Genomic DNA, 15,693 nt, shown 5'->3' with positions numbered 1-15,693 from the left:
CGCCATTCCCCCGATGACCATGCACGCGGCGGCTTTCCTCTTGCTTTCAAATACCCGCCGGGCCCGTCTCGGGGCGCGCCGTACCCGGGTAGCCGCTGGCCGCGATGACTACCTTCAGATCGTGGGTGCAGCCGATGATTTCGCGAGAGAATCGCGAGTTCTCGACGCCTCACAAGCGAACGCCGCGCCGGGTTCGGGTAACCCGACCACACGCCGCGCCCAGAACACCCCGGGTGTGACGTGCGATTCCGATGGGTTCTCTACCTCGGGTGGGGCTGCCCAGGGGTTGGATGACACCTTGACCCAGGCTTCACTTTGTCAACCGAAGTCTGGGCAGTCCTGGGGTCAACACCCCAGAACTGGGAACGCAACACCGAACATCCCCTGAACGAGACCCCCAGCGCCGTCAACTGATCAACCTGCGGCCTCGGCGACGGGAATCTGAGCTGCGTGGTTCTGCACCGCACGCTGGAAGCCGATGGAGTGAGAGTCCTCAAACACGGACTCCGAGGAGAAGCTATGGGCTACTGCAAGCAGCGCGTCAACCGGCAAGGCCACGCTCGCTACACCGCCTACTACTGGGACCTGCGCGGCCGCGCCCGCTCCGCGGGCACCTTCAGCCGCAAACGCGAGGCCAGGGCCCGCCTCCCCCGACCTTGGGCGCGCACCCGTTCGGGGCCATGCCCGCCAGAACCCGTCACGGGCCGCGTCGTAGAGCACCGTGTGCCGATACTCCAGTTCACCGCAGGCGTCTTGCGACGAGGACGATCCCGCCACCCTCCACCTGCGCCAAGGCACCCGCGGCGTCGATTGCCAAAAAGAGAGTAGTGAGTTTCCCCTGGTAACCAGGGGTTTCACATCCCACCGCAGGTCAGCGGCCCTTGTTCCTCCTCGTTCCGATGAGACGCGACGCGTTACCGCGCGTTCCCGTCGCCAGGAAATCGCCATTCGATCTTGGCCAACGTGGAGGATGGTCACCTTGCCGCACCTTGTACGCGGCTTGCCCTTAGCTCTCGCTCCCGACGGTACGAGCCGCGTAGTATCCCTTCCCAGCTCGAGCGCATGGCGCGGTCCGTCAGGCGGAGCGCTCCAGTGCCGCAGACTCCTTCAGCGCAAGGCCGAGGTATTTCGCCGACGCCCCAACGCCTGCCTTGGCGACCTCCTGCGGGGTGCCAGAGGCGACGATGGTGCCGCCGTCCTCCCCCGCGCCTGGCCCGAGGTCGATGACGTGGTCGGCCGCGGCGACGGCGCGCATGTCCAGCTCTACCATCACGACGGTGTTGCCCGCCGCTACGAGGGTCTGCAGATGCGTGACCAGGCGGTCAGCGTCGGCGCAATGCAGGCCCGAGGTCGGCTCGTCGAGCACGTAGAGGGTGTCCCCGCGCTGGGCGCGCTGCAGCTCACTGGCGAGCTTGACGCGCTGCGCCTCGCCGCCGGAGAGCTCGGTGGCGGGCTGTCCGAGCCGCAGGTAGCCCAGCCCGACGTCGATCAGGGCCGTAAGGGACCGCATGATCTCCTCCTCGCCGGCAAAGAAGGCTTGGGCCTCCTCGACACTCATCGCGAGGATCTCGGCGATGTTCTTGTCGCGCCAGGTGATGTGCAGTGTGCTGTCCTTGTAGCGGGTGCCATGGCAGTCCGGGCACTCGGTGTAGACCGACGGCAAGAAGAGCAACTCGACCATCACCGACCCCTCACCCTCGCAGGTCGGGCAGCGGCCGCCAGTGACGTTGAAGGAGAACCGGCCGGGCTTGTAGCCGCGGGCACGCGCCTCGGGAGTCTGCGCGAAGCGGCTGCGCACACGGTCGAACAGGCCTGTGTAGGTGGCCACGTTCGAGCGCGGCGTGCGGCCAATGGGCTTCTGGTCAATGCTGACGACGCGGCGCACGCCGGTCAGGTCTCCCGTCAGGGTGCCCTCGAGCCGGTTGGGGGAATCCGCCAGTAGCAGCTCGTCGTCCTCGGGAGCCTCGTCGACGGGCACGGTGCGCCCCAAGCACTGGCTGAGCAGCGCGGGCAGCGCCTGGCTGACCAGGCTGGACTTGCCCGATCCGGACACACCCGTCACGGCGGAGAGCACGCCCATGGGGATCGACACGGACACGTCCTGCAGGTTGTTGCGGGTGACACCCTTCATCTCGAGCCAACCGACAGGGTCACGAGGGACGTGCGGAGGCAGTCCGCTCCCGCCGAAGAGGTAGCCCCGCGTCACGGATTCTTCGACCTGGGCGAGGCCTTGGGTCGGCCCGCTGTAGACGATGCGGCCGCCGCGCTCGCCCGCATCCGGCCCGATGTCGACCAGCCAGTCGGCGTGGCGCATCACTTCCACCGAGTGCTCGACCACGAAAAGGCTGTTTCCACGGCCCTTGAGTCCGTCGAGGATCCCGAGCAATGCGGTCACGTCCTGCGGGTGCAGGCCCGCCGAAGGCTCGTCGAGCACGTAGACGACACCGAACAGCTCCGAGGTCAGCTGCGTGGCCAGCCGCAGGCGTTGAAGCTCGCCACCGGAGAGAGTGGGTGTGGTCCGATGCAGGGACAGGTAGCCCAGGCCGAGGTCGATGATCGGGCGCAGGCGGTCGATAAGCTCAGCGCCCACCCGCGCCGCCGCGGCCCGCTTCTCCGCCGACTGGTTCGGAGTGCGGCGCACATCGGGGGCGGCCGAGTGCGCGGAACCGCCGGCCGCCACTCTCTGCTCGACGGCCTCGCGCCGCGAGGCCGCGTCCAGGACTTCGCCGGAAGTGCCCGTCCCCGTATTGCCGGAGGCGGTATCCGCGACTACCCCGTCCAGCAGTGAGAGCAGCTCCCGCATCGGCAACTGCGAGAACTCGGCGATGTCGAGCCCCTCGAAGGTCACGGTCAGGGCTTCGGGCTTCAGCCGTTTGCCGTGGCATGACGGGCAGCGCGCCACGTCGAGGAACTGGGCCACGCGGCGTTTCATCGAGGCGCTCTTGGTGTTATGGACGGGGACGACGGGGTCTCCTCGGTGTAGAGGATCCAGTCGCGGTCTTTCTTGCGCAGTTTCCGCCAGGGGACGTCGACGTCGTATCCGAGCGCGACGAGGACGTCGCGCAGCTGGCGGGGCGAGAGGCGGCACGCCATGCGACCGTAGTGGCACGCATTGCAATAGAGACGCAGATGCCTGCGTGCCTACCTTGAGAGACAGCCGAGGTCGCAACGCCACCAGCAGCCGGGATGGCGCTCGGGCGACTGGGCTTTCCCATCCGCTCCAGAGGAGATCGTCATGGCAGACAACAACCGCGCCGTCGTGTTCGAGAACGCGAGGGACATGCGCGTCGAGTCCCTCGCCTTCCCGAAGCTCGAGATGCCGAACGGCAAGAGCGCCCCGCACGGGGTCATCCTCAGGATCGTCGCCACCAACATCTGCGGCAGCGATCTGCACATCTACCGCGGGTCCTTCCCAGTGCCGCAGGGCATGGTGATGGGGCACGAAATGACCGGCGAGGTCATCGAAGTCGGAACGGACGTGGAGCGCGTGACGGTCGGCGACCTCGTTTCGGTTCCGTTCAACGTCGCCTGCGGACGATGCCGCAACTGCAAAGCCCGCCACACCGAGATTTGCGAGAATGAGAACGTCAACCCGGCGGTAGCCTGTGGTGCCTACGGGTTCAACCTGGGCGACTGGACCGGGGGCCAGGCCGAATACCTGTTTGTCCCCTACGCCGACTTCCAGCTGCTGCGCTTCCCCGATCGGGACCAGGCCATGGAGAAGATCCGTGACCTCGCGCTGCTTTCGGACATCCTGCCCACCGCGTTCCACGGGCTCATGGAGGCCGGGGCCAAGCCGGGATCGACCGTGTACATCGCCGGCGCGGGCCCGGTCGGTCGCTGCGGGGCAGCGGCGGCCCGCCTGCTGGGGGCCTCCTGCATCATTGTCGGCGACTACTACCAGGACCGTCTGGACCTGATGAAGAACAACGGCTGCGAGACCATCGACCTCAGCCAGGACGTGCCGCTGACCGACCAGATCGAGGCCATCCTCGGCGAGCCCATGGTCGACTGCGCAGTCGACTACGTCGGCCTGGAAGCCCACGGGATCGGCCGGGAAGCCGAGGACATGAACCCGGCCTACGCCCTCAACCAGGTGATCGATGCCACGCGCCCGGGCGGAGCCACTGGAGTCATCGGCGTCTACGGCCCTGACCCGCTGGCGAAGTCGAAGGCCGAGCAGGAGGGCACCTTCCCGATCGACTTCGGCAAGGCGTGGATCAAGTCGCCGAGGATCTCCGCCGGACAGGCCCCGATCATGCACTACAACCGCGAGCTGATGATGGCCATCTTGTGGGACCGCATGCCCTACCTCAGCGACATGCTCAACACCAAGCTCATCAGCCTCGACGAGACCCCCGACGCCTACGCGACCTTCGACACGGGCGTCTCGGACAAATTCATCATCGACCCCCACAGCCTCGTTCCCGCCTGATCCCAGGCCCTTCACACCGATACTCCGGCCCGCGACCGCCGCCTGAGCGGCGTCGCGGGCCGGACCTCTGCGCCCCCCGGGTCCCCTCACAGACGTGCTGGCGGCCGAGCTGGATTGGGCCCCACGTCGTACGCTGGCGATGGACGCGGTGGGCGGGCGCGAGCCACGGCGCAGACCAGCAAGCAGGGGCGTAATCATGGGACAGGAGACCACCTCGCTGCCGCGCCTGCCGTCCTTCTCGACGGGGCGTGCCCCACGGGGCGACGAGATCGACTACTGGCGTCAGGCCCGGCGAGAGGCGTACGTCTCGGTCAGGACCGACCCCGTCGACACCGGATTCGGCGGCGAGATCGGTCTGGGGCAATACACCGACTTCCGCCTATCCACCAAACGGGCTCGAGCCGAGGAGGTCAAGCGCTCGAGGAGCGACATCGCGCAGAGCCACGATGACCAGGAATACCTGTACTTCCTGTTCCAGCTCCGCGGGAACCTGCTCGTCGAGCAGGCCGGACGCGCGGCGCTCGCAACCCCCGGCTCTCTGGTGATCTACGACAGCGCAACCCCCTTCACGCTGCGCACCAAGGAGTACTACGAGCAGGCCGTCCTCGAGCTCCCCGCAGACGAAGCATTCGCGCGTGCCGGAGTCAGCCGCAGCGACTACCTGCTCGCGAAGACATTCGACTGCGACGGGGCGATGGGCTCAGTGGCGGCATTCTTCGTGAACCTCGCGCGGACCCAGGCCAGCGACCCCCACGGCGCGCACCGCCTCGAGCCCCAGGCACCCGCGCTGGGGGCATCGCTCATCGGCCTCCTCTCGCCTCCGCGCCCCCACGCCGACGCACCCGATGCGGCACGGCGCAGCCAGGTGCTGGCCTACATGCGCGCGCACCTGGCCGACCCCGATCTGGACTCCCAGGGCATCGCCGTCGGCCTACACCTCTCCCGGCGCACCCTGTTCCGCCTCTTCGAGGGGACTGGGGAGTCCGTCATGGGCCAGCTGCGCTCGCTGCGACTCGAGCGAGCGCGGGTGATGCTCCGCGCGCAGCCGGACAAGCCGATCTCCTCGATCGCGCTCGAGCTGGGCTTCTCCGGCCCCGTGCAGTTCTACCGGGCCTTCCGCACGACGGCCGGGATGACCCCAGGCGAGTACCGGGAGATCGCCGCTTTGGAAGGGACGCCGGCCCAGGCCGCCTCGGAACCTGGCTCATGACCGAGGGTGCGCACGATCCCGGCGACGCTTCGGAGCATGTCGGCACGGCCATTGACCAGGACCGGCTGGACGCTCGGCTGGCGCGCATCGCCCGGATCCCCTTCCGCGCGAAGTTCCACCTGCGCCCTCCCGAGCTCGCCTATGCCGCGTCGCGCGGACCGGAGACCATCGCTCGGCACGCGAAGGAGCTCATCGACGCGCGGCTCGCCCCGGCGCACCCGCAGAAGGACGGCAGACAGACCCCCTGGGGCGGACACCCCGTCTTCCGCGCCCAGCACGCCACCGCGACCTGCTGCAGGAAGTGCTTGCAGATCAACCACGAGATCATCCGGGGGCACGAGCTCAGCGAGCGTGAGCGGGAATACGTCGTCCACGTCATCTGCAGGTGGATCGAGCTCGAGAGTCAGGCGGGCTCGACTCGTGCCCCGCCACCGCCTCCGACCCTGTTCTGAGAGCCTTCGGTGAGGGGACCACCTGCGGTGCGCAGGTCGTCCCCTCTCGTCCGGCGCTCAGGCCGGGATCTCCTGGGTGCGGGTGCCACGGCGGCTGGACTCCAGCATCGCCGTCAGGGTGCGCGCGTCGTAGCTGCCCAGCAGGCGGCAGCCCTCCACGAAGAAGGTCGGAGTGGCGTGCGCGCCGCTGTCCGCCGCGCTCGCGGCGTCTCGCTCGACTCGCTTGGCGACCTCCGCGCTGTCGAGGTCCTCGGTGAATGTCTCGACGTCGAGGCCGAGCTCGACGGCGTAGTCGACGAGGTTGTCGCGCTCCAGGGCGTGCTGGCGGGTGAACACGAAGTCGAGCCACGGCCAGAACATGCCTTGATTCGCCGCCGCCTCGGCCGCCCTGGCGGCGATCGGCCCGTGCGGGTGGTGCGGAAGATGGCGCACCACGTAGCGCAGGTCGTCGCCGAAGCGCTCGTGCAGATCCTCCCAAGAGCCGGTGGCGTGCGCGCAGAACGGGCACTCGAAGTCCACGAACTCCACGAGCGTGAGCTGGGCGTCCTCCGGGCCGCGGATGTGGTCGACCTCCGGATCCACCGGCGGCTCCAGCGTCATCGGCAGATCCGCGGTCTCCTCGCCCCACCTGCGGGCGGCGACCTTGAAGATCGCCCACCCCAGCACGCAAGCGAGCACCATAGCAACGAACACGCCGAGAGTCGCCTGACGGCCGAGGTCGGAGGTGGTGCCGAAGGCGAGCCCGATGATCAGCAGTGACACGGTGAAACCAATGCCCGACAGCGCCGCGCCCCCGAACACGCTGCCCATCCCGACGCCTTCCGGCAGGCGCCCCGCACCCAGTCGGACGGCCAAAAGCGTCGCGAGCCCGATCCCCAAGAGCTTGCCGAGCACGAGCCCCGCGACGACGCCCCACGTGACCGGCGAGCCGAGCGAGTCGACGAGCAGCCCGCCCCGCAGGTCCACCCCTGCGTTGGCCAGGGCGAAGATCGGCACAACCAGCAGCGCGGTGGGCAGCCGGAGGTACTCGTGCAGGCGCTCATTGACCGAGACGCCCCGAGACAGCCCCCGGCCGACGGCACGGGCCGAAGACGCGCTCGGCAGGCGTCGTCGCGGTCGGCGAGCCAGGTCTTGAACGCCGCCTTCGACCGGCCCTCGACCATGTCCAGCAGCCTTGCTGGGCCGGCGCCATCGCGGACCGGGGTGAGGTCGATGATCACGGTGACGTACTTGTCGCCACGCCTGGTGTGGCGCCAGACGTGCTCATCGACGCCAATGACCTTCACGCCCTCGAACCGCGTGAGGTCGTTGATCAGCAGCCGATTGCCTTCGGCCAGGACCGCGTTGTTGGCGGTGTCCCACGCGACCCCGAGTCCCTCGGCGACACGGGCGACGGTGAGGTGTGCGACCACGATCCCTTCCAGCGCCCACCGCAACCCGGTGCGCGAGAGCTTCGCGCGTGGCTCCGCCGCGGCGCTGGTGTCTTGGCGCCACACGTGTCCGCAGTCGGCACAGCGGTAGCGGCGCACTACAACTTCCAGCACGGTCGGTCGCCAGCCCAGCGGCTCGTGGGCCAACCGCCGGATCACGGTGTCACGAGCAGCGCCTTCGCTGCCGCACCGTCGGCAAGACTGATCTGGTTCCACCACGCGGCACGCGAGGACCGCACGATCCGGTTCAAGTCGTTGCCCGGTCACGCTCAGACCGAGGCCGTCGAGTCGAGCGAAGGCGGTCAGGTCAGGGCGGCCGAAGCCGGCCGGCGGGGTAGCGTCGGACACGTCGAGGTCTTTCGGATGGATGGCGTAGGAACCTCCATCGTCGGGAGACCTCGACGTCTATCTGCGGACCGACGCGCCCGGCCGACCTACACCCTCATCTGGGAAGAGCCCGCAAAGCCGACGTGATTAGGTCGTCGGTTCGATTCCGACAGGCGGCTCCGGCGAACAGCCCCTGACCTGCGCAAACGCAGGGCAGGGGCGGTTCGGTTCTGGTGGTCGCGCAATGCGCTGGCCTCACGGCTCTGCCCGACACCGACGTCGCTCTCCTCTGCGACGGACCCCTCGCCGGCTGAGCGCTCGCGGCCGGCATCCTGTCCGTGTGCCGATATGCCTCGCTCCGCTCGGCAACGCAGCGTGGCGTTGTGTCGCGACCTGGACGTGCGAGGTGTCAACGGTGCGTCGGCGCAGCGATCGTTGTGTGCGCAGCGAGATGCTCCATGCCGCACGCGCGGCGCGCACGAACGCAACGCCCCGGAACGCCAACGACCCGTCATCGCTGCGACGCGCAACGCGTCTCCCGTCACGGCAACGGATCGCAACCACGACCCGCCCACGGCGCCTCGCGGGACGGAGGGCAAGTTGACACAGTTGCGCTGCCATGGAACCGCGCTGGCTCTCTCGATGACCACCGGTGAAACAGTGCCGCTCCAGGCTTGCGCCTGGTGTTGCCTGGCCTCCTCGTGATCGGCCCGTCGGGGATCGTCAACGTGGTGCGGGTGTCGAGGCGGTCGGGTCCGACGGCTCGGCGGGGCGCGATCGTCTCGTGCGTTGGCGGACTACGGGAGCTTGGACGCGAGGACGTCGGCCGCCAGGATCTCGGGTGCTGCGCCGAGGAGGTGCTGGTTGGCCATCAGGGCTGCGACGATGGCGCCGTTGGCGTGGGCGTCGCGAGCGGCCTCGTCGGGGAATGCATCGAAGATCCAGAAGGTGTCGGCGTGGGTCCTAGCCGCGAACCAGACAATCGTTCCTACTTCTTCGTTGGCGAGTGCGACAGCGCCGGCGAGCAGATCGGCGAGCGCGTCGTGCTGTCCATCAGCCGCGACGATCTTGGCGACGAAGGCATACGGAAGTGATGCGGGTGTGGACATGAGGGGTTCTCCTTGAAGTCGGGGTTCTTCGTGGGGCGAATTCAGCGTATGACGAGCGAGGGCCGGTGGGGAGTGGCGTATACGGCAGTATTGCTATTGTTCGCGCCATGCGTATCGGACTGATCGCGATCGACGGCTGCTTCGGTTCGGCGGTCGCGTCGGTCATCGACATCGTGCGGGTGGCCGACGGAGCCCGCGGCGATGTCGACCCGCGGATCGACCCGATCGAACTCGCCATCCTCGGACCGAAACGGCGAGTGACCACGACGGCATCGATGACCCTTTCGGTGGACCACCCGCTGTCGGAGTCCGGAGAGTTCGACGTGGTCGTCGTCCCTGCGCTTGGAACCCTCACGGCCGCCGCGACCCACGACGCCCTCCAGAGCCGAGATGCTCGTTCGGTCATCGCCTCACTCGGGCGCCTCGACGACGCGACCACCCGGATCGCCGCGGCGTGCACCGGCGTGTTCGCCGTCGCCGAGACCGGACGGATGCATCATCGGCGGGCGACGACCAGCTGGTTCCTGGGGCCGGAGTTCCTGAAGCGCTATCCGACCGTCGCCCTCGATCTCGACACCATGGTCGTGGTCGACGGGAACCTCGTCACCGCCGGCGCCGCCTTCGCCCACATCGACCTCGCGCTCTCACTCGTGCGATCGATCAGCCCCGACCTGGCCCAACATGTCGCCAAGCTCCTCATCATCGACGAGCGCCCGTCGCAGGCGGCCTTCGTCGCCTACGAACATCTCCGGCACGAGGACTCGATCGTCGTCGAGTTCGAACGCTTCGTGCGCGTCCGCCTGGACGAACCGTTCAACGTCGTCTTCGTCGCGCAGTCGCTCGGCACCAGCCGGCGCACCCTCGAACGACGAGTCCGTGCGGCGCTCAACCTCACTCCGCTCGGCTTCGTCCAACGGCTTCGCATCGAACGAGCTCGGCACCTCTCAGCAACCACGGACCTCACCTCCGCCGAGATCGCGCGACGGGTCGGCTACGCGAACGCCGAGACTCTGCGCTCCCTCCTGCGCAGGGAGCGACGCCGTTCCTGACCTATCGCCATGCCTGTAGCCGGTGTCCTAGCGCTCGGTTGGAACCACCTCTCAGCACGTCGCGTCGACGCTCCTGCGTCGCCCCTGGACGACCCACTCGACACGCCCGCAGCACAGGCCATGTGACGTGCCCCGGCTTCCCGGACGGTCGGGGTTGGGTGGCTGTGATGTCGCTGCGTTCTCGTCGAGGGGGTCAGCAGACCCGATCAGGGTCGATTGGGATGAGCCGCGAAGGCGGTCAGGTCAGGGCGGCCGAACCCGGCCGGCGGGGTAGCGTCGGACACGTCGAGGTCTTTCGGATGGATGGCGTAGGAACCTCCATCGTCGGGAGACCTCGACGTCTATCTGCGGACCGACGCGCCCGGCCGACCTACACCCTCATCTGGGAAGAGCCAGTTTGCATCCGCCGAGGTCACCGCGCCCCAGCGCACGGCGTCCACGAACGCCGCCAGCATGTCGGGATCATCGAACGCGCCGGAATCGATCCGCTCAGGAAGACCCTGATCCGGCGCGATAGCATGACCGACTTCCAGCTCCCAGACAACCGTGAGTTCCTGGCCGAGCCGGTCTTCACCCAACGACTGCAACGTGACCACATGAGCCAGGCCTGGCGCGCCCTCGTCAGCCGGGCTGCGCGGCAGGCCCTGTTGCGCTACAGCCGCGACCGCCCAAATCGAACCGCGGACGTTTACCACCTGACCGGCTTCCGGCACCGGTGGCATCGAGGTAGCGGCCGCAGGTTGATCATGGTCCGCCGTGGTCGTCAAGTCCGCCTCCTCGTCACTCACTGCGAGTCATCTTGCCGCCAACTTGCGTTTTTCGCAAGATCCGAGTTATCGTCTTCTCGTGTCCAGTGTTCCTGAGCGTGTCCTAAGCTTGGTCGAGGCATCCGGCCTGACGCGCCGCGAGTTCGGGCAGAGTATCGGGCTCGATGAGTCGAAGATGTCGAAATCGCTCAACGGCGCGCGTCGCTTCTCCTCCGTCGATCTCGCGCGCGTCGCAGAGCTGTGCTCTGTCACAGTCGACTGGCTCGTTACCGGCGAAGAAACCCCACTCGCGATGGCCGCCCGCACGACCGGGGGCCACGCGGGCGCCGCCCTGGACGCGGCCAAGCTCTACACCACGCTGCGTGCCGACATCGCGGGCTTCGGCTACCCGCAGTCCTGGGACCTCCCGTCCGTGGACCGAGTAGCGGGTGGGTATGCCGCCCATGGGCGCGCACTGGCGGAGGCCGCGCTCAGCCACGTTGACAAGGCCAGACAGACGATCGCCACTGACGATCTCATTGCCGTCGTCGAAGAAGTCTTCGGTGTCGATGTGGCCGTCGTCGAACTCGGCTCAGGCTTCGACGGTCTGGCGGCGTCATCCGAACATGCAAAGATCATCGTGCTCGGCACGTCGCATATGCCAGCTCGGCAACGTTTCACCCTTGTGCACGAGCTCGGCCATCTGCTCGCTGAAGACGACCAGGAAATTCACCTCGACCGCGACGTCTACGACAAAGATCAGAAAAAGGACCCCAGCGAGCAACGGGCCAACGCCTTCGCCTCGACTTTCCTGATGCCCGAAGCTCCACTCCGCGACGCCGTCGGACCCATGGGACTCACCGAGCACACGTTCGCAACGCTCGCGTGCGACCTAATGGTGACGCCGTCCGCTCTGGCCTACCGCCTACTCAACCTTCGCCTGATCGACGCGGGAACCTGCGATCGGTACAAAGCAATCACCACGAAGGTTGCCGCGACGATCGCCGGACAAGGGGCGGAGTTCGCGCAACTGGTCACCCGGGCAAGCACGCCACGCCCGCCCGGTCTACTCGTCCGTGATACATACGCCGCCTACGAATCCGGTGCGACCACGTTACGTCCCTACGCGAATCTGCTCGGAACCGATGTCGACGAACTCAGGGACGCGCTTGAGTCCGAGCACGGGACGCACGACGCCTGATGCCCGAATACCTCTTCCCGGACAACACGGTCCTGTGCAACTTTGCCGCCATCGATCGACTCGACCTACTCAAGGCAACCCCCTCAGGCCGCGGCCGGTGGACCGAGGCCGTCGCCTACGAAGCCACCCAGTCCACGTCGATGCTGCCCGCTCTCAACGAACTCTCCACCGGGGGCTGGCTCGGCGAACCAATCGAAATCACCGACGAAGGCGATATCCATCGGATCCAGCAAGTACGCCGAGCAGTCTTCGGTGGCACAGAGCACAAGCCTCTGAGACATCTGGGTGAAGCCGAGACCTGTTACGTCATTCTTTCCTGGGAAGCGTTCGCCGGCTCGTGGTGGATCTCCGATGACGCGGATGCCCTGCGCTACGCGCGCCGCCAGGGCATAACCACACGCGAGACGATCGACCTCATGAACACCGCTGTCGTAAACGGTGTGACCAGCGCAGACGACGGGTTCCGCCTAATGAAACAGATGGCAGATGAGAATCGGCGCCTCCGGCTACCCAAATCGCCTGTGGATCTCCTGCGGTGACTTCGGCGCGCACTCCACATAGCTGGCACGGTCCTGGGCCTCGTCTGGACCACTAGGCCACCCCACAAGCAGCCGTAGGCGTGCTTTGGCGAAGCAGACGGACTGTCGTCGTCGGCGACCTGCTACAGCTTGAACCCATCACGACATTGCCGTTCCGAACCAAGCAAGCCATCCGCAATGATCACGGCATCAATAAACAGTGGCTGACCAGCCGCACCTCGGTTTAACGACTTGCCGACCGGCCCACCCTCGTCGGCACCCGGCTGCCCAGTGACGATGGTCAGATCTGGGTGGAATCCGCATCCACCTGCGCTGCGATCAGCTCATGTTCGACATCGTCAAACACCGTCGCACACGACGGCCTCGAAGCGACGAGAAGAGCAGGCCACCTTGGAATCGCTGGCCGATAAGGATCTCGAACTGCTCTCGGCGGCGGCCGAAACCTGGAGCTGCGATGTGCGCATCGCCGGGGACGGCGGGGGCTACGCGTGGTCGCATGTCGACGCCGGAGACCACCACGCGGTGGCCCAGCACCCGGACCGCACGCTGTTGCTCGTGTGGCCGTCCATCCGCTAGGACCGTCCACACCGCAAAGGCAAACAGGTCGACATCGTGGTCCTCGTCCTCGGTAGCAACCCACAACGCCCACGCGCCCGCCGCTGGGCCCGCCCAAAACCCAACCTGGTGAACGTCGTCCTCAGCCGCGCCAAACGCCGCCTCTATGTCATCTGGACCGACATTACGGTTTCGGAGAAGCACTGGAATTCATTGCTTCTGCATCTCCTTGCGGCCTCCTGAATGATCTCAAGCGAGTCGTCGAGGTCCGGAGCGCGATCCGCCGCCTCATCCAGGCTGGCACTGAGTTCTCCTTCGGCTCCCGTCTCCTGCCGGACATGGTGTGGCAGGAGGCCGTGACCACTGGAGCTCTGGTCGACAACGGTCACGCCAGAACCATCCGGCATCGGTGTCGCCATTATCCGCAAGCACCGAGGGAAGGTCGAACACAGATGGGATGAACACAGTAAGCCAAGATCAACTGCTCCCAAAATGCTCCCAAAACAGTTGGAGCCCCAACCAATGGAAACCATCAGTTGGGGCTCTCACCTGGTAATACAATTGGTGCGCGATACTGGGATTGAACCAGTGACCTCTACCGTGTCAAGGTAGTGAGTTTCCCCTGGTGAACAGGGGTTTCGTGGCCCACCGCAGGTCAGCGGTCCTTGTTCCTCCTCGTCCCGACGGGATCCGACGCGTTGCCACGCGTTCCCGTCGCCAGGAAATCGCCATTTGATCTTGGCTAATGTGGAGGAAAGTCACCTTGCCGCATCCAGTTCTTCAGCTTGCCTCGCAGCTCTCATACCGGACGGTACGAGCCGCGCGGTGCCCCCGGAAGGCCCGGCGGCCCGCATCACGCACACAGCCCAGCGAATGTGGGGCAGGTGAACCCGGATGAGTGATCGCTCGGCTTCACGTATCCGTGCTGATGTGTCGTTGCGCCTGCAATGCGCCTGCACGCTGCTGGTCGCCGTGGGCGCCGCCTACGTGTCCTACCGCCACGGGCACGCGTTCGCCCAGCGGTACGGCGCCGACGAGACCACCGCGGCACTGTGGCCACTGGTCGTCGACGGCCTCCTGCTGACCTCCACCATCGAACTCTGGAAAACCCACGACCACGGGGCTGCAAGCCAGTGGAAGGCCTGGCTGTCATTCCTGCTCGGAATCGCGCTGTCCCTGTGCGCCAACATCGCCTCCGCACCCGAACTCAATACCTTCTCCCTCGCCGTCGCCGCTTGCCCACCACTCGCACTCCTGCTGTCCGTCGAACTCCTCAACCAAGCCCTCAAACGCCACCACGCGCTCCCGGCCGCAAAACCCGCCTCCGCTGAAACCCAGCAAGCAGAGAACGAACAGGATCACGTCGAACCGGCAGCAACCACTGGCGAGGCGCCAGCACCGAGCACGGATACGAACAACATGCCTGGCCACAAAGTCAGCAGCTTGGTCGACGACCCACCGGGCCCTGCGCATGATGACCCGCTCTGCGAGGAGGCATACCGGCTCGATGCCCAGCATCGGAACCTGCACCAACGGCCGATCTCCGCCGACAACCTCCGCCGACAACTCGGCGTCGGCTCACGCCGCGCCCGTGCACTCGCCCACCACATCCGCCAGCACCACCAGGTGGACCTTCGGCCAACGGCCCTCGTCGAGCAATCGAGATAGTGGCGCATAAAACGCCGGAGGAGGACCGTCGCTCCTTCAAGCCATCGCCGAACTGCTCAGTCTGTTGACTCCCAGCGCTGCGCAATTTGCATCCGATACCTGGGTACAGGTTTACCGTTGATGCTATCGAGGGGCTTCCACCGCCCGGGGCGCGATGATGGGGAGTGAGCACGATGACCGACCTGGAATGGGTGCCGCAGTCCTGCACCCTGCCCTCAGCGAAACGGCCGTTGCGGGTGGCGGAGTGGGATGCCCTGCTCGTCACGCGCTTGACCGAGGTGTCCCGCCCCGAACCGCTGCGCCTGCGCCTGGAGCTATCCGGCGGCGCCGGTGTGCACGAACAGGTCAGTGACCTGGCCGGGCGGGAGAGCGGCTGCTGCTCGTTCTTCACCTTCACCACCACCGGCGACGACACGTCGGTGCACCTGGACATCGCGGTGGACCCGGCGCACGAGCCGGTCCTGAACGCCCTGGCCCACCGTGCCAGCACCGTGGCGTCGGGACGGCCGTGAGCGAGGGACTGCGCAGTGGTCAGGTCGCCGAGGCGGCCGGAGTGAACATCCAGACCCTGCGCTATTACGAACGTCGCGGCCTGCTGACCGAGCCTGTTCGCTCGCCTGGCGGGCATCGCCTGTACGGCGACGACGCGATCACCGCGCTGCGTGTGATCAAGGCGGCCCAACGTTTGGGCTTCACGCTCGACGAGGTCGCCGAACTGCTGGAGACCGGCCGCCACCGCCACGGCCGCCCAGTGCCTGGCCTGCACGAGCGGGCGAAAGCGAAACTCGTCGAAGTCGACGCGAAGATCGCCGATCTGACCACCATCCGCCATGCCTTGGCCGAGGCCATCGCGGCGGGCTGCGACGACCTGTCCGCTTGCGCCGCCAGCGCCTGCTGTCCCATCCCCTTCACCGACCTCGCCGAGGAGAACCGCCATGCCGGCCCCTGCTGCTGATTCCCGCCCGCGCCGAA

Annotated in this window: 16 protein-coding genes and 1 pseudogene; 10 read left to right on the top strand and 7 right to left on the bottom strand. The window is 67.0% G+C overall.

Annotated elements, in window-relative coordinates:
- Positions 1 to 1,075: 1,075 nt before the first annotated feature.
- Complete coding sequence (locus REH65_RS25530) at positions 1,076 to 2,932, bottom strand: hypothetical protein (RefSeq protein WP_406689418.1); 1,857 nt, start codon at positions 2,930 to 2,932, stop codon at positions 1,076 to 1,078.
- A complete protein-coding gene (locus REH65_RS25525) occupies positions 2,929 to 3,093 on the bottom strand; it encodes a hypothetical protein (RefSeq protein ID WP_406689417.1) in 165 nt (54 codons plus the stop codon). The genes REH65_RS25530 and REH65_RS25525 overlap by 4 nt, the downstream gene beginning before the upstream one ends.
- Positions 3,094 to 3,235: 142 nt before the next feature.
- Between REH65_RS25525 and REH65_RS25520 the strand changes: the two genes are divergently transcribed.
- From REH65_RS25520 to REH65_RS25510, 3 genes are all read left to right on the top strand, one after another.
- Positions 3,236 to 4,435 carry an alcohol dehydrogenase catalytic domain-containing protein gene (locus REH65_RS25520; RefSeq protein ID WP_406689416.1) on the top strand — a complete coding sequence of 400 codons (1,200 nt, stop codon included), beginning with the start codon at positions 3,236 to 3,238 and terminating at the stop codon, positions 4,433 to 4,435.
- Between the two features lie 196 nt (positions 4,436 to 4,631).
- On the top strand, positions 4,632 to 5,645 hold the full coding sequence (locus REH65_RS25515; protein ID WP_406689415.1) for a helix-turn-helix domain-containing protein: 1,014 nt from the start codon (positions 4,632 to 4,634) through the stop codon (positions 5,643 to 5,645).
- Positions 5,642 to 6,097, top strand: coding sequence for a DUF4186 domain-containing protein (locus tag REH65_RS25510; protein ID WP_154076178.1), 456 nt, complete (start codon positions 5,642 to 5,644; stop codon positions 6,095 to 6,097). Before REH65_RS25515 ends, REH65_RS25510 begins: the two co-directional genes overlap by 4 nt.
- 57 nt (positions 6,098 to 6,154) lie before the next feature.
- Here the strand turns inward: REH65_RS25510 and REH65_RS25505 are convergent, their stop codons facing one another.
- The 3 genes and pseudogenes from REH65_RS25505 to REH65_RS25495 form a co-directional block, all read right to left on the bottom strand.
- Positions 6,155 to 7,114, bottom strand: a complete 960-nt coding sequence (locus tag REH65_RS25505) for a Na+/H+ antiporter NhaA (RefSeq protein WP_406693243.1) — start codon at positions 7,112 to 7,114, stop codon at positions 6,155 to 6,157.
- Between the two features lie 50 nt (positions 7,115 to 7,164).
- A pseudogene (locus REH65_RS25500) lies at positions 7,165 to 7,875 on the bottom strand (transposase); the annotation flags it as partial.
- A 776-nt stretch (positions 7,876 to 8,651) separates the two neighbouring features.
- Positions 8,652 to 8,963, bottom strand: a complete 312-nt coding sequence (locus REH65_RS25495; RefSeq protein ID WP_006247389.1) for a putative quinol monooxygenase — start codon at positions 8,961 to 8,963, stop codon at positions 8,652 to 8,654.
- Positions 8,964 to 9,070: 107 nt separating this feature from the next.
- Between REH65_RS25495 and REH65_RS25490 the strand changes: the two genes are divergently transcribed.
- Positions 9,071 to 10,012: a GlxA family transcriptional regulator gene (locus REH65_RS25490; RefSeq protein WP_406689414.1), complete on the top strand. Its 942-nt coding sequence runs from the start codon at positions 9,071 to 9,073 to the stop codon at positions 10,010 to 10,012.
- A gap of 341 nt (positions 10,013 to 10,353) precedes the next feature.
- On the opposite strand, the gene REH65_RS25485 is transcribed toward REH65_RS25490, so the two are convergent.
- On the bottom strand, positions 10,354 to 10,779 hold the full coding sequence (locus REH65_RS25485) for a hypothetical protein (RefSeq protein WP_406689413.1): 426 nt from the start codon (positions 10,777 to 10,779) through the stop codon (positions 10,354 to 10,356).
- A 79-nt stretch (positions 10,780 to 10,858) separates the two neighbouring features.
- Between REH65_RS25485 and REH65_RS25480 the strand changes: the two genes are divergently transcribed.
- The 3 genes from REH65_RS25480 to REH65_RS25470 all read left to right on the top strand — a co-directional run bounded on the left by REH65_RS25480 (position 10,859) and on the right by REH65_RS25470 (position 13,074).
- Positions 10,859 to 11,959, top strand: a complete 1,101-nt coding sequence (locus tag REH65_RS25480; protein WP_406689412.1) for an XRE family transcriptional regulator — start codon at positions 10,859 to 10,861, stop codon at positions 11,957 to 11,959.
- Positions 11,959 to 12,498 carry a hypothetical protein gene (locus REH65_RS25475; protein WP_406689411.1) on the top strand — a complete coding sequence of 180 codons (540 nt, stop codon included), beginning with the start codon at positions 11,959 to 11,961 and terminating at the stop codon, positions 12,496 to 12,498. The genes REH65_RS25480 and REH65_RS25475 overlap by 1 nt, the downstream gene beginning before the upstream one ends.
- A gap of 390 nt (positions 12,499 to 12,888) precedes the next feature.
- On the top strand, positions 12,889 to 13,074 hold the full coding sequence (locus REH65_RS25470; RefSeq protein WP_406689410.1) for a hypothetical protein: 186 nt from the start codon (positions 12,889 to 12,891) through the stop codon (positions 13,072 to 13,074).
- A gap of 143 nt (positions 13,075 to 13,217) precedes the next feature.
- Here REH65_RS25470 and REH65_RS25465 read toward each other — a convergent pair whose 3' ends face one another.
- Positions 13,218 to 13,442: a hypothetical protein gene (locus REH65_RS25465; RefSeq protein ID WP_406689409.1), complete on the bottom strand. Its 225-nt coding sequence runs from the start codon at positions 13,440 to 13,442 to the stop codon at positions 13,218 to 13,220.
- Positions 13,443 to 13,947: 505 nt separating this feature from the next.
- On the opposite strand from REH65_RS25465, the gene REH65_RS25460 reads away from it, so the two are divergent.
- The 3 genes from REH65_RS25460 (at position 13,948) to REH65_RS25450 (ending at position 15,676) form a co-directional block, all read left to right on the top strand.
- Positions 13,948 to 14,721 carry a DUF2637 domain-containing protein gene (locus tag REH65_RS25460; RefSeq protein WP_406689408.1) on the top strand — a complete coding sequence of 258 codons (774 nt, stop codon included), beginning with the start codon at positions 13,948 to 13,950 and terminating at the stop codon, positions 14,719 to 14,721.
- Between the two features lie 173 nt (positions 14,722 to 14,894).
- Positions 14,895 to 15,233, top strand: a complete 339-nt coding sequence (locus REH65_RS25455) for a hypothetical protein (protein WP_406689407.1) — start codon at positions 14,895 to 14,897, stop codon at positions 15,231 to 15,233.
- Positions 15,230 to 15,676, top strand: coding sequence for a MerR family transcriptional regulator (locus tag REH65_RS25450; RefSeq protein ID WP_406689406.1), 447 nt, complete (start codon positions 15,230 to 15,232; stop codon positions 15,674 to 15,676). Before REH65_RS25455 ends, REH65_RS25450 begins: the two co-directional genes overlap by 4 nt.
- The last annotated feature ends 17 nt before the right edge of the window (positions 15,677 to 15,693 follow it).

The sequence above is a fragment of the Saccharopolyspora sp. ID03-671 genome, assembly GCF_045278815.1.
Classification (GTDB): domain Bacteria; phylum Actinomycetota; class Actinomycetes; order Mycobacteriales; family Pseudonocardiaceae; genus Saccharopolyspora; species Saccharopolyspora ipomoeae.
Note: the sequence above shows the minus strand (reverse complement) of the source record. Positions and strands in the feature narration are given on the sequence as shown.